The sequence below is a fragment of the Flavobacterium arsenatis genome (genome assembly GCF_031456785.1).
GTDB classification, from domain to species: Bacteria; Bacteroidota; Bacteroidia; order Flavobacteriales; family Flavobacteriaceae; genus Flavobacterium; species Flavobacterium arsenatis.
This window is the reverse complement of sequence record NZ_JAVDVI010000001.1, coordinates 88,849-101,005: the sequence shown is the minus strand read 5'-3', so window position 1 is coordinate 101,005 and position 12,157 is coordinate 88,849. Positions and strand designations below refer to the sequence as shown.

Below are 12,157 nucleotides of genomic sequence, written 5' to 3'. Positions count from 1 at the left end.
ATTAAAAAAGCATGCCTGAAGTTTACATCACGAGATCTGGAAAATATTTGCCAAACGAGCCTGTTTCTAATGACGAAATGGAATCATTTCTTGGCTTGATAAACGATGCTGCCTCAAAAGCACGTCGAATTATCCTTCGGAATAATGGAATTAAGTCGCGGTATTATGCTTTAGACAAGGACGGAAATCCAACTCATACCAATGCAGAACTAACAAATAATGCAATTAAAGAACTTTTTGACGAAAGTTTCACTTCAAAAGATATTGAATTGCTTTCGTGTGGCACTTCAACTCCTGATCATTTATTGCCTTCACATGCCGCAATGGTTCACGGATTGATGAAAAACCAGTCGGTAGAATTGAATTCCTCTTCAGGAGTTTGTAATGCTGGAATGAATGCCTTGAAATTTGGCTATCTTTCTGTAAAATCAGGAAGTACGAACAATGCAGTTTGCACAGGCTCAGAAAGGGTTTCAACCTGGATGCTTGCCGATAAATACGAAAATGAAATCGACAATCTTAAAACGCTGGAGGAACAACCCATCATCGCTTTCAAGAAAGATTTTCTTCGTTGGATGTTATCCGATGGTGCCGCTGCTTTTTTATTAGAGAATAAGCCAAAAGGCGAAAACCCTCTCAAGATGGATTGGATGGAGGCATTTTCCTATGCTTTTGAGCTCGAAGCGTGTATGTATGCCGGAGGCGATAAATTAGAAAATGGTGAAATTAAGCCGTGGAGCGATTATAAATCAAATGAATGGCTCACGCAATCGGTGTTTTCAATCAAACAAGATGTGAAAATATTAGATCAATATATCCTTGTCAAAGGTGCTGAAAGTATGAAAAAGGCAATGGATAAAAACAATGTCAAAGCTGAAGATATTACCTATTTCCTGCCACACGTTTCGTCTCATTATTTTGTAGCGGGATTAAACAAGGAATTGTCAGCATTAGGTGTTGAAATTCCGATGGAAAGATGGTTTATGAATTTAGACAGAGTCGGAAATGTTGGTTCAGCTTCAATTTATCTCATGCTGGAAGAATTGATGAATTCAGGAAAATTAAAAAAAGGAGATAAAGTTATGCTTTCGGTTCCAGAAAGTGGAAGATTCTCCTATTCTTATGCCTTTTTAACGGTTTGCTAATGGAAAACAATTTACCCATATTAGATGAAAATTTTGTTGGAAATCTTATCCCTCAAAAAGCTCCCTTTGTTATGGTTGACAAGCTACTTTCTTTCTCCGAAAATGAAGTCGTAGCAGGTCTGACCGTATCCGAAGACAATATTTTTTGTGATAATGGAACATTCCAGGAGTCAGGATTAATTGAACACATGGCACAATCTGTAGCATTGTTTACAGGCTATCAATTTTATTTGAAGAATGAGCCAGCTCCAACAGGATATATCGGTTCGATCAAGTCAATTGCCATTACGACATTACCAAAATTAGATGATAAAGTGGAAACAACCGTAAATGTACTTCATGAATTTATGGGTGTAACGCTAGTGGACATAGTTTCAAAATTAAATAATATAGAAATTGCACGAGGACAAATGAAAACCGTTCTTGCAAGTTAGGATATGCAGTCTGCCGAAAACAATATCGAAATCCAGAATTATCTGCCGCATCGGAAGCCGATGCTCATGGTCGATTGGATATTGGAAATAAATAATGAAGAAGTAAAGACCGTTTTTAAAATAAAGCCTGATAATATTTTTGTAAAAAATAATTTCTTTGCAGAAGTAGGACTTATCGAAAACGCGGCACAAACCTGTTCATCAATTGTCGGGCAGTCTTTTTTTCTAGAAGGCGATTATCAGGAAAGAAGCGATGTTGAAGTGATTGGGTTCATAAGTGGCATAAAAAGAGTAACAGTACTCGAGTTGCCCCAAGTTGGCAGTTCTATTCATACAAATGCTGTTTTGTCTTCTCGTTTTGATACCGATGAGTATATCGTTTGCACAATGACTTGCACTACCTTTTGTGAGGAGAAGAAACTTTTTGAGGCAGAAATAAATTTATTCATTCAAGAGAAAAGATAATGAAGAAGGAGGAAGTACCACAGGACAAAAGCAGCCTTTCATCCATAAAGATGAAGGAATTGTGCTATGCTACCGATGAAAAAGGAAATTACACAACAGCCTTAAGTACAGGTTGGGAACCCAAGACAATTGCATTGGAAAATTCCATCCAAGAGGTGAATGAAAGGATTGAGGAAGCGAATCAAAATGTAAAAAACGGAAAAGCAAGTCCAATCGTCTATTTTATGGAAGTACATAAAATGGATTGGTTGACACTTTCAAGTTATGTAAACATGTGGAAATGGCGTGTAAAAAGACATGCGAAACCATCAGTTTTCAATACATTAACTAACAAGATTTTATCAAAATATGCCGAGGCTTTTGAAATTTCGGTCGAAGAATTAAAAAACTTTAAAGGCAATTAATGGAAACTAATTTTATTCACCATCAGTCTGCACATTGCGAGAACGGTGTTGCTTCGAACTTGTTGAAGCACCACGGAATAAACATTAGCGAACCAATGGTTTTTGGAATTGGCTCTGGACTTTTCTTTTTCTATTTGCCATTATTGAAAGTAAATCACGCTCCAGCCATCAGCTACCGACCAATGCCTGGCTCCATTTTTAATAAGGCAGCGAAACGATTAGGCATTAAGATCAAGCGTGTAAAGTTTTCCAATCCAGAAGCCGCCCAGAAAGCATTGGAAGAAAATTTAAAGAACAATATTCCTTCAGGATTGCAGGTTGGAGTTTACAACCTGACGTATTTCCCAGATGAATATCGTTTTCATTTCAATGCACATAATTTGGTTGTATATGGGAAAAAAGAAAATAATTTTTTAGTAAGCGATCCTGTAATGGAAACGGTTACGGTTCTGACGGATAAGGAATTAGAAAAAGTACGTTTTGCAAAAGGGGCACTTGCACCAAAAGGCCAAATGTATTACCCAATTGAAATTCCATCGAATATTGATTGGGAAACTGCCATAAAAAAAGGAATTAAAAATACCTGCAACGATATGTTGGCTCCATTGCCGATTATCGGTGTTGCCGGAATGCGTTATTTGTCTAGGAGTATCCGAAAATGGCCGGTTAAGAAAGGGGTAAAAGTGGCGAATCATTATCTGGCACAAATGGTTCGGATGCAGGAAGAAATAGGAACTGGTGGTGGTGGATTTCGTTTTATATATGCCGCCTTTCTTCAAGAAGCATCTGTTATTTTAAAGAACGAAAAGCTAAAAGAACTTTCTTTAGAAATGACCAACATTGGTGATTTATGGAGGGATTTTGCTGTAAATGCTGCACGAGTTTATAAAAATAGAAGCAATCAGGCGGACGTTTACAACAGTCTGGCCAATGAACTCTTGAAACTGGCTGATTTAGAAGAAGCTTTCTTTAAAAAACTTAAAAAGGCAATCTAAATTATGAGTGCACCAATAATTCAAATCAACGAACTTTATAAAAAATATAAAGATGCCGACTTTTTTTCAGTGAACAACTTAAGTTTGTTGATTGATAAAAACGAAATCTTTGGACTTCTTGGTCCGAATGGAGCAGGAAAAACCACGTTGATTTCAATTTTGTGCGGCTTGATAAAGCCTACCTCTGGCAAGTTCACGATCAATGGTTTGTCTTACGATAAAAATGCTACTCAAATAAAGAAAACAATTGGGGTCGTACCTCAGGAATATGCCTTATATCCAACCTTAACAGCCCGAGAAAATCTTCGGTATTTTGGTAGTATGTACGGACTGAAAGGCAAAGAATTGCATCAAAAAGTAGATGAAGCCTTGGAGCATCTGGGACTTTTGAAATTTGCCGATAAAAGAATTGAAACATTTTCCGGTGGTATGAAACGCCGAATAAATCTCATTGCGGGAATATTGCACGAGCCGGCTGTATTATTTTTGGATGAACCAACTGTTGGGGTAGATGTACAGTCCAAAAACGTGATCATAGATTATCTGAAATCATTGAATGCGAAGGGAACAACAATCATCTATACTTCGCACCATCTTTCGGAAGCTCAGGATTTCTGTACTAAGATTGCCATCATAGATCAAGGGAAGATATATGCAGAGGGAACTCCAAAAGCATTGATTTCAAATACACCAAATGCTTATAATTTAGAAGACGTATTCATCTCACTAACAGGAAAGGAGCTTCGCGATGATGTATAAATTTCTAATGTCGGTTTATAAGGAAATGCTCCTGCTTAAAAGAGATTTCGGCGGACTAGTCATCTTGTTCGTGATGCCGTTGGTACTTATTGTTACGATAACCTTGATACAGGACAGCACCTTCAAATCTGTAACGGAAAGCCGTATTCCGATTCTTTTGGTTGATAATGATAACGGAGCCATTTCAAAAACCGTCAAAGAGAATTTGGAAGAAAGTGGTTCTTTTGAAATCGTCACTAAAATTGATGGTATCCTCATTAATGAAGCTGTTGCAAAAGAAGCAGTTTTTAAAGGAAAATACCAATTGGCGATTGTTATTCCTGCAAAATTAAGTTCCGACTTGCAATTAAAAGTAAATCAGAATGTAGAAAGAATAGTTGGTAATTTAGGAATGGGTGAAGCTACAACTGTACCTGAAAAGACTGCAAAAATAGCCTCAAAAGAAGTCAGATTGTATTTTGATCCTGCCACACAGCTTGCGTTTAAGAATGCAGTGAAAAGTGCCATCGATAAAATGATTTCCCAAATAGAAACCAAGTCCATCTACACCGCATTCCAAGATCAATTGGGAGAGGGGGATGAAGCCATCTTTGAGCAGGAAAGTTTTATTGTCTTCAAGGAAATGATGCCAAAAGTAAACGACAAGGAAGTACTGCCAAATTCAGTACAGCACAATGTTCCGGCTTGGGCCTTGTTTGCCATATTTTTTATAGTTGTGCCACTTTCCATCAATATTGTAAAGGAAAAGGGACAGGGAACACAAATCCGATTGATTACAAATCCGGTTCCGTATGCAGTAATTATAGCTGGAAAAACAGCGACTTATCTTATAATTTGCATGATACAATTTTTCCTTATGGTTGCCGTCGGAGTTTATCTTTTTCCGTATTTAGGACTTCCGGTTTTGGATGTTGAAGGAAAATTATTCTTGATGAGTGTCGTAGCCTTGTTTTCAGGATTGGCGGCAATAGGATTTGGAATTTTGCTAGGAACAATTGCCAAAACACAGGAACAGTCAGCACCGTTTGGAGCAACTTCTGTTGTAATTTTGGCAGCCGTTGGAGGTGTCTGGGTGCCTGTTTTTGCCATGCCGAAAATCATGCAGCATATTTCGCAGATTTCGCCAATGAACTGGGGATTGAATGCTTTTTATGATGTGCTTCTACGCAACGGCAATCTGCTTGAAATCCTTCCCGAAATTAATTTATTACTTTTGTTTTTTATAGGTACAATAACCCTTGCAATCGGCTATGATAAAAAGAAAAGAGCAGTATAACGAAGTGGAAGCACTTACGGTAAGTCAAGAAATCCGTGTTCGGTTTAATGAAACAGATCCTTTGGGGATTGTTTGGCACGGCTATTATATAACGTATTTTGAAGACGGACGTGAAGCTTTTGGCCGCGAACATGGAATTTCCTATTTAGATGTACATCAATTTGGCTATACGACGCCAATTGTAAAGTCAACCTGTGAACACAAATTGTCGTTACGCTATGGCGATGTGGCTCGGATAGAAACCACAATTGTAGATTCTCCGGCTGCTAAGATGATTTTCAGGTATAAAATTTATGATGCCAAAAATGAAATTGCCTGTACAGGTGAAACCGTTCAAGTATTTGTTGATGCTTCGGGAACATTATCGTTGAATTTTCCACCTTTTTTTGAGGAATGGAGAAAAAAAGTTGGCTTGTCTAAATAATGGTAAGAAACGTTTACATAACTGATACAAATTGCGTCACGCCTTTAGGTTTTGACATTGCTTCTAATTGGGAAACCTTGATGAAAGGCAATTCCGGAATACAGTTGCACAAAAAACTCGAGATGCTCGAATCGTTTTATGCCTCCATCATAGATTCGGAAAAATTAGATGATGCCTTCTCCACAATTTCAGGGGAAACGCATTTTACAAAACTAGAAAAGATGTTGCTTCTGGTTTTAAAGCCCTTAATCGAGAAACAAAAAATTACGGATAGAACTGCTTTTATTTTTTCGACAACCAAAGGAAATATTAGTCTTTTGGAAAATGAAAATAGTTCAATTGAAACCGCTCATTTATCGGCTTTAGCCAAAAAAATAAGTCGCTTTTTTGGATTTACAACCGAACCGATAGTGGTTTCAAATGCTTGTGTTTCGGGTGTTTTGGCAATAGCAGTTGCAAAAAGAATGATACAATCGGGAGTCTATGATGATGCTTTTGTGGTTGCTGGAGACGAAGTTTCAGAATTTGTTCTGTCAGGGTTCAATTCTTTTCAGGCAATGAGCGATTCACCTTGCAAGCCTTATGATAAAGACAGGAATGGTGTAACATTAGGCGAAGCTACGGCAGCGGTTTATATTACCTCAAATGAAAATAAAGTTCAAAAAGTTGCTGTGAAAATTATAGGAGATGGTGCTATAAACGATGCCAACCATATTTCCGGCCCTTCCAGAACGGGTGAAGGCTTGTTCAGGAGTATCGAAAGCGCTTTTAAAGAATCGGGTTTAGAACCTGAAAAATTGTCTTATATTTCGGCCCACGGAACGGCAACCTTGTATAATGATGAGATGGAAGCTGTGGCTTTCAATAGATTGGGTTTGCAAAATGTTCCCGTGAACAGTTTGAAAGGTTTTTATGGGCATACTTTGGGAGCTTCCGGACTATTGGAAACGGTGATTGCCATTGAAAGTGCTCGGAAAAATCAGTTAGTGGATTCAAAAGGTTTTACCGAAATGGGAACAACCCATCCAATCAACATCATAAAAGGAAATGCCGAACAAGAGATTGATTATTTCCTAAAGACAGCTTCCGGTTTTGGCGGTTGCAATACGGCCGTTTTATTTGAAAAAGTACATTAATTTGAAGTCAAATACCTATATATCAAACTATTGTGTAATCGAAAATAATTCGGTTACTGTAAATGGTGAAAAGCAGTTCGAATGGGAAAATACTTCCTTTTCTGAATTTGCAAAGATGGCTTATAAGCATTTTGGAATGGAATATCCAAAGTTTTTCAAGATGGACAGTTTGAGTAAATTGGCCTTTCTTGCATCGGAAATTATTCTGACTGAAATTGTAAATAAGGAAGATGAAAATGATATTGCATTGGTATTCGCCAACAGGTCTTCAAGTTTGGATACCGATGTAAAATACCAGGATTCAATTGCCGATAAGGAAGCTTATTTTCCGAGTCCGTCGGTATTTGTCTATACATTGCCAAACATTTGTATTGGCGAGATCAGCATCAAGCACAAACTGCAATCTGAAAATGCTTTTTTTGTTTTTGAGGATTTCAATGCAGGTTTTATGAGTGATTATGCCAATTTGCTTTTGGATACCAACAAGACCGAAAAAGTACTTTGTGGCTGGGTTGAATATTACAATGAAAATTTTAAAGCCTTTGTTTATCTTGTAGAAAAGCAAGGCGAATTAATACATAACGAACAAACAATTACTACATTATACAATTAATTATGGAAGCATTAAAACAAGAATTAAAAGCAAAAATCATTGAAGTTCTGAACTTGGAAGATATTACTGTTGAAGACATCAACGACGATGACACGCTATTTGGAGATGGATTAGGATTGGATTCTATTGACGCTTTGGAATTAATCGTTTTATTGGACAAAGAATACGGTATCAAATTGACCGATCCTAAAAAAGGAAAATCGATTTTTGTGTCAATTGAAACAATGGCCAATTTCATCGCGGCAAACAGAACGAAATAATTTTATGAGAAAAAAAGTTGCGATAACAGGAATGGGAATAATTTCTTCGATAGGAAATACTGTCGAAGAAAATTATAATGCCTTGGTATTGGGAAAAAAGGGAATTTCTTCCATTGAAAATTTTGAGACGATCCATAAGGAAGTCATCAAGGTTGGAGAAATCAAACTAACAAACCAGCAGTTATCGGAACAACTTGGCATTTCATCAGATAATAATTTTTCCAGGACTTCGCTTTTGGGAGCCATTGCGGCACAACAAGCAGTTGAAAATGCCGGAATTCAAGATATAAATGATTACAGATCGGGATTGATTTCAGCTACAAGCGTAGGCGGAATGGACATGACAGAGAAATATTATTACAAATATTTTGAAAATGAAGCCTATCAAAAATACATTACTAGCCATGATGCTGGAGATACGACTCATAAAATCGCAACACATATTGGTCTGAAAGGATTTGTAACTACGGTAAGTACCGCCTGTTCATCTGCTGCAAATGCTATTATGATGGGAGCTCGAATGATTCAATCAGGACAACTGGATCGTGTTGTTGTGGGAGGAACAGATGCCTTGGCCAAATTTACCATCAATGGCTTTAAAACCTTGATGATTTTATCGGATACTTATAATCAACCTTTTGACAACAACCGTAAAGGTCTGAATTTGGGAGAAGCCGCCGCTTTTCTAGTTTTAGAATCTGAAGAAATTGTGCAAAAGGAAAACAGAAAAGTTTTGGCGTATGTTTCCGGTTTCGGAAACGCGAATGATGCTTTTCACCAGACTGCTTCTTCTGAAAATGGAGAAGGAGCTTTTCTGGCCATGCAAAAAGCCTTGAAAGTTGCCAATTTGAAACCATCGGATATCGATTATATCAATGCCCATGGAACGGCGACTCCCAATAATGATTTGTCTGAAGGTCGTGCTATTTTGAGGGTGTTTCAAGAAAACGTGCCCGATTTTAGTTCGACAAAAGCTTTTACAGGTCATACTTTGGCAGCTGCCGCTGCGATTGAAGCGGTGTACAGCGTTTTGGCACTGCAACACAATATTGTTTTTCCGAATCTGAATTTTGAAACCCCGATGGAGGAATTTGATTTGGTGCCGCAAACTACCTTAAAGGAAAAACCAATCAGCCATGTCTTGTCCAATTCATTTGGATTTGGAGGAAATTGTTCAACTGTCTTATTTTCAAAAAGCTAATGAAGAATTGTTATATCAATGGAGTAGGCTGTATTTCGACCCAAAATACTTTTGATGCCGATTTTTTGTCGGAAGTGACAATCAATGAAACCGAAAATGTCTTGTTTGCCAATCAGCCTTCATACAAAGAATTTATCGCTCCAGTGGCAATCCGCCGAATGGCAAAAGGCGTTAAAATGGGAATTGCAGCATCCGCGAAAGCGTTAAAAGAAGCGAATGTTACGATGCCGGATGCCATCATTACAGGAACAGGAATGGGCTGTGTGGAAGATTCAGAAAAATTCCTGAAGGCAATTATTGACAACAATGAGGAATTTTTAACGCCAACTTCTTTCATCCAATCAACCCACAATACCGTTGGAGGACAGATTGCTTTGGGATTGCAATGCAAAGCCTATAATTTTACGTATGTAAATGGAGCTGTCTCTTTTGAAACTTCTCTGCTTGATGCAAAAATGCAAATTGAAAACGAAGAAGCCAACTCTATCTTGATTGGTGGAATTGATGAAACGGGGTCACACACTATTGAATTATTCAAACTTGCTGGTTTGATAAAAAAAGAAACAGACCAACCTTATTCGGTTTTAAACTCAACTTCAAAAGGCGTTGTTTTTAGTGAAGGTGCCAGTTTTTTTGTTTTAGAAAATGAAAAGAAAGAAAGCAGTTATGCTTATGTAGAAGCTGTTTCGATGATAAATACATTGGAAAAAGAGGAAGTTGAAAGCCATATAGCATCTTTTTTGAGTGCCAATAATTTAAAAGTTTCGGATATCGATGCTGTTGTTTTAGGCAATAATGGCGATGCAGAGTTTGATGGATATTATGATGTTTCGAATACGATTTTTAATGAAACGCCTCAAATTTTTTATAAGCATTTGAGTGGCGAATACAATACCGCTTCGGCATTTGGTTTCTGGGTTGCTTCAAATATAATGAAAACTCAAAAATTATCTGAAATTGTCAGTAAGAATCATATCTTTAGAGAGGAATACGAAACTATTTTACTGTACAATCAATACCGAGGTAAAGACCATAGTTTAATCCTGATGAAGAGATGCTAAAACATAAAACCATAACCTTTTTTTGTGTTTCCATCTTGGTTATGATGCTTGTTTTAAGTTTTTTATCGGAAGTGAAATGGTGGTATTTCTTATTGCTTTTTTTATTCTGGCTGGTAATGACCGTTTGGGGTTCTTCAGACATTCGTTTAGGGTATTTTATAAAAACCTATTGCAATAATCAGGACGAAAAAAAGCGAAGAATTGCCCTAACGTTTGATGATGGTCCTCATCCGATGACGGAAAAAGTCTTGGAAATACTTCGAAAACACAATGCAAAAGCAACTTTTTTTTGCATAGGAACCCAAATTGAAAAATATCCCGATATTTTTAAGCGGATTATTGAAGAAGGCCATACCATCGGCAACCATAGTTATTCGCATTCCAATTCATTCGGAATCTTTTCTACGGAAAAAGTAACCGAGGAAATTCTACACACCAATACAATAATAGAACAGCTTTCAGGTAGCAAAGTATTGTTTTTCCGACCACCATTTGGAGTTACAAATCCAAGGATAGCCAAAGCAATTTTGGATACAAAACATTATGTAATTGGATGGAACAATCGTTCGCTTGACACTGTTATCAAAGAAGAAGCAAAAATTCTCGAAAGGGTAAAAAGTAAAGTCAAGCCGGGAGGAATCATTTTGTTGCACGACACTTCTTTAAAATCGGCCAACGTTTTGGAACAGATATTGCTATTTCTGAAATCTGAAAATTATACAATCGTCCCCGTTGATGAATTGCTAAACCTACCAGCTTATGAAAACTAGAATTTTTTTGCTATTGTTTTGTTTAATGAATCTGAATATTTTTTCGCAAGAGAAAATGTCAGCTTCGGAGATTACTTCTTTTAAGGCCATTGTTGAGAAAGAAGCTAAAAACATCAAATCACTAAAAACCGATTTTATTCAATATAAACACCTTGATTTTTTGTCGAAAGACATTGAAACCTCTGGAAAAATGTATTTCAAGCAACCCAATATGTTGAATTGGCAATACACAAAGCCGTATCAGTACAGCATCGTTTTTAAAAATAATAAAGTTTATATTAACGATCAAGGTAATAAAAGCACAGTCGATGCCAATAGCAAGATGTTTGAAAAAATCAACAAGATGATTGTTGGAAGCGTGAGTGGAAACATGTTTGACGACAAGGAATTTACGATTACTTATTTCAAGAACAAGGATTTTAATATTGTGAAATTAACCCCAAAGACGGCATCCATCAAAAAATACATCAATCAAATCGATTTGCATTTCCCGATGAGTGATACCACGGTTTCGGAAGTGAAATTAACGGAACCTTCAGGTGATTTTACACGAATCGTATTCAAGAACAAACAACTTAATGCAAAAATAGATGATTCGATTTTTACAAATTAGTTTGCTTTCATTCTTTCTGGTATCGTGCAAATCCTATCAGGTTGAAAACGCAGTTGCAAAAGAACTTTTCGTTAAAGAATATAAGAATCTTTACTTTTCTGATTCCAAAACAGATTATGTTTATAAGGCAACAATTGAAGTCTATGGGAACCAATTGAGTGGTATTTTCATCGCCAAAAGAATTAGCGACATTACACATAGGGTTGTTTTTACTACCGATTTTGGTAATACTTTGCTGGATTTTGAGCTTTCGGAAAATGATTTTAAAGTGAATTATATTCAGGAAGATTTAAACAGGAAGATTATCATCAATACTTTGCGAGATGACTTTCGTTTGCTTTTGAAAGAAAACCATACTGTCCAAGAAATTTTTGAAAATGATGAAAATATCATTTATAAATCGGCCGATAAAAAAGGATTTAATTATTTTTTTGAAAGTAAAGTTGATAAAAAATTGACGAAGATCATTAATGCATCTAAAAGTAAGGAAAAGATTATATTAGGTTTTGAATCAAAAAGTACTATTTTTGCCCAAAGCATCACCATCCAACATAAAAACATCAAGCTTAAAATCACATTGAATCAAATTACTAATTAATCA

General features: G+C 36.7%; 16 protein-coding genes. All 16 read left to right on the top strand.

All coding sequences use genetic code 11. The annotated features are described in order from the left end of the window. Positions 1 to 11: 11 nt before the first annotated feature. Genes darB through lolB2 form a run of 16 tightly spaced genes read left to right on the top strand, consistent with a single transcriptional unit; the run spans position 12 to position 12,154 of the window. Positions 12 to 1,145, top strand: a complete 1,134-nt coding sequence (gene darB, locus J2X31_RS00435; RefSeq protein ID WP_310023535.1) for a dialkylresorcinol biosynthesis protein DarB — start codon at positions 12 to 14, stop codon at positions 1,143 to 1,145. Beyond that, on the top strand, positions 1,145 to 1,579 hold the full coding sequence (locus J2X31_RS00430) for a hotdog family protein (protein WP_310023534.1): 435 nt from the start codon (positions 1,145 to 1,147) through the stop codon (positions 1,577 to 1,579). Before darB ends, J2X31_RS00430 begins: the two co-directional genes overlap by 1 nt. Before the next feature lie 3 nt (positions 1,580 to 1,582). Then, positions 1,583 to 2,044 (top strand): hotdog family protein, encoded by a 462-nt coding sequence (locus J2X31_RS00425; protein WP_310023533.1) that lies wholly within the window; start codon positions 1,583 to 1,585, stop codon positions 2,042 to 2,044. Continuing rightward, the gene (gene DarG / locus J2X31_RS00420; protein ID WP_310023532.1) at positions 2,044 to 2,448 is read left to right on the top strand and encodes a flexirubin biosynthesis protein DarG; all 405 of its coding nucleotides are present in this window, start codon (positions 2,044 to 2,046) and stop codon (positions 2,446 to 2,448) included. The genes J2X31_RS00425 and DarG overlap by 1 nt, the downstream gene beginning before the upstream one ends. Beyond that, the gene (darH, locus tag J2X31_RS00415) at positions 2,448 to 3,443 is read left to right on the top strand and encodes a BtrH-related acyltransferase DarH (RefSeq protein ID WP_310023531.1); all 996 of its coding nucleotides are present in this window, start codon (positions 2,448 to 2,450) and stop codon (positions 3,441 to 3,443) included. The genes DarG and darH overlap by 1 nt, the downstream gene beginning before the upstream one ends. Before the next feature lie 3 nt (positions 3,444 to 3,446). Further along, the gene (locus tag J2X31_RS00410; RefSeq protein WP_310023529.1) at positions 3,447 to 4,202 is read left to right on the top strand and encodes an ABC transporter ATP-binding protein; all 756 of its coding nucleotides are present in this window, start codon (positions 3,447 to 3,449) and stop codon (positions 4,200 to 4,202) included. Further along, positions 4,192 to 5,478, top strand: coding sequence for an ABC transporter permease (locus J2X31_RS00405; protein WP_310023528.1), 1,287 nt, complete (start codon positions 4,192 to 4,194; stop codon positions 5,476 to 5,478). Before J2X31_RS00410 ends, J2X31_RS00405 begins: the two co-directional genes overlap by 11 nt. Further along, positions 5,453 to 5,902: an acyl-CoA thioesterase gene (locus J2X31_RS00400; protein WP_310023527.1), complete on the top strand. Its 450-nt coding sequence runs from the start codon at positions 5,453 to 5,455 to the stop codon at positions 5,900 to 5,902. Before J2X31_RS00405 ends, J2X31_RS00400 begins: the two co-directional genes overlap by 26 nt. Further along, on the top strand, positions 5,902 to 7,038 hold the full coding sequence (locus J2X31_RS00395; RefSeq protein ID WP_310023526.1) for a beta-ketoacyl synthase N-terminal-like domain-containing protein: 1,137 nt from the start codon (positions 5,902 to 5,904) through the stop codon (positions 7,036 to 7,038). The genes J2X31_RS00400 and J2X31_RS00395 overlap by 1 nt, the downstream gene beginning before the upstream one ends. A 1-nt stretch (position 7,039) precedes the next feature. After that, positions 7,040 to 7,651, top strand: coding sequence for a 3-oxoacyl-ACP synthase (locus tag J2X31_RS00390; RefSeq protein WP_310023524.1), 612 nt, complete (start codon positions 7,040 to 7,042; stop codon positions 7,649 to 7,651). A 2-nt stretch (positions 7,652 to 7,653) separates the two neighbouring features. Beyond that, positions 7,654 to 7,911: a phosphopantetheine-binding protein gene (locus J2X31_RS00385; protein ID WP_310023522.1), complete on the top strand. Its 258-nt coding sequence runs from the start codon at positions 7,654 to 7,656 to the stop codon at positions 7,909 to 7,911. A 4-nt stretch (positions 7,912 to 7,915) separates the two neighbouring features. Continuing rightward, positions 7,916 to 9,112, top strand: a complete 1,197-nt coding sequence (locus J2X31_RS00380; RefSeq protein ID WP_310023521.1) for a beta-ketoacyl-[acyl-carrier-protein] synthase family protein — start codon at positions 7,916 to 7,918, stop codon at positions 9,110 to 9,112. Next, complete coding sequence (locus J2X31_RS00375; RefSeq protein ID WP_310023520.1) at positions 9,112 to 10,173, top strand: beta-ketoacyl synthase N-terminal-like domain-containing protein; 1,062 nt, start codon at positions 9,112 to 9,114, stop codon at positions 10,171 to 10,173. Before J2X31_RS00380 ends, J2X31_RS00375 begins: the two co-directional genes overlap by 1 nt. Next, positions 10,167 to 10,943, top strand: a complete 777-nt coding sequence (locus J2X31_RS00370; protein WP_310023518.1) for a polysaccharide deacetylase family protein — start codon at positions 10,167 to 10,169, stop codon at positions 10,941 to 10,943. The genes J2X31_RS00375 and J2X31_RS00370 overlap by 7 nt, the downstream gene beginning before the upstream one ends. Beyond that, entirely contained in the window at positions 10,933 to 11,556 is a 624-nt protein-coding gene (gene lolA2, locus J2X31_RS00365) for a flexirubin biosynthesis/transport protein LolA2 (protein ID WP_310023517.1), read from the top strand. Before J2X31_RS00370 ends, lolA2 begins: the two co-directional genes overlap by 11 nt. Then, entirely contained in the window at positions 11,534 to 12,154 is a 621-nt protein-coding gene (gene lolB2 / locus J2X31_RS00360; protein ID WP_310023516.1) for a flexirubin biosynthesis protein LolB2, read from the top strand. The genes lolA2 and lolB2 overlap by 23 nt, the downstream gene beginning before the upstream one ends. Positions 12,155 to 12,157: the final 3 nt, after the last annotated feature.

Bases quoted from the DNA above. Each gene is read 5' to 3' on its own strand.
- DarG (WP_310023532.1), top strand. From the start codon at position 2,044: ATGAAGAAGGAGGAAGTACCACAGGACAAAAGCAGCCTTTCATCCATA.
- darH (WP_310023531.1), top strand. From the start codon at position 2,448: ATGGAAACTAATTTTATTCACCATCAGTCTGCACATTGCGAGAACGGT.
- J2X31_RS00410 (WP_310023529.1), top strand. From the start codon at position 3,447: ATGAGTGCACCAATAATTCAAATCAACGAACTTTATAAAAAATATAAA.
- J2X31_RS00395 (WP_310023526.1), top strand. From the start codon at position 5,902: ATGGTAAGAAACGTTTACATAACTGATACAAATTGCGTCACGCCTTTA.
- J2X31_RS00370 (WP_310023518.1), top strand. From the start codon at position 10,167: ATGCTAAAACATAAAACCATAACCTTTTTTTGTGTTTCCATCTTGGTT.
- J2X31_RS00380 (WP_310023521.1), top strand. From the start codon at position 7,916: ATGAGAAAAAAAGTTGCGATAACAGGAATGGGAATAATTTCTTCGATA.
- lolA2 (WP_310023517.1), top strand. From the start codon at position 10,933: ATGAAAACTAGAATTTTTTTGCTATTGTTTTGTTTAATGAATCTGAAT.
- J2X31_RS00405 (WP_310023528.1), top strand. From the start codon at position 4,192: ATGATGTATAAATTTCTAATGTCGGTTTATAAGGAAATGCTCCTGCTT.
- J2X31_RS00385 (WP_310023522.1), top strand. From the start codon at position 7,654: ATGGAAGCATTAAAACAAGAATTAAAAGCAAAAATCATTGAAGTTCTG.
- darB (WP_310023535.1), top strand. From the start codon at position 12: ATGCCTGAAGTTTACATCACGAGATCTGGAAAATATTTGCCAAACGAG.
- J2X31_RS00430 (WP_310023534.1), top strand. From the start codon at position 1,145: ATGGAAAACAATTTACCCATATTAGATGAAAATTTTGTTGGAAATCTT.
- J2X31_RS00375 (WP_310023520.1), top strand. From the start codon at position 9,112: ATGAAGAATTGTTATATCAATGGAGTAGGCTGTATTTCGACCCAAAAT.
- lolB2 (WP_310023516.1), top strand. From the start codon at position 11,534: ATGATTCGATTTTTACAAATTAGTTTGCTTTCATTCTTTCTGGTATCG.
- J2X31_RS00400 (WP_310023527.1), top strand. From the start codon at position 5,453: ATGATAAAAAGAAAAGAGCAGTATAACGAAGTGGAAGCACTTACGGTA.
- J2X31_RS00425 (WP_310023533.1), top strand. From the start codon at position 1,583: ATGCAGTCTGCCGAAAACAATATCGAAATCCAGAATTATCTGCCGCAT.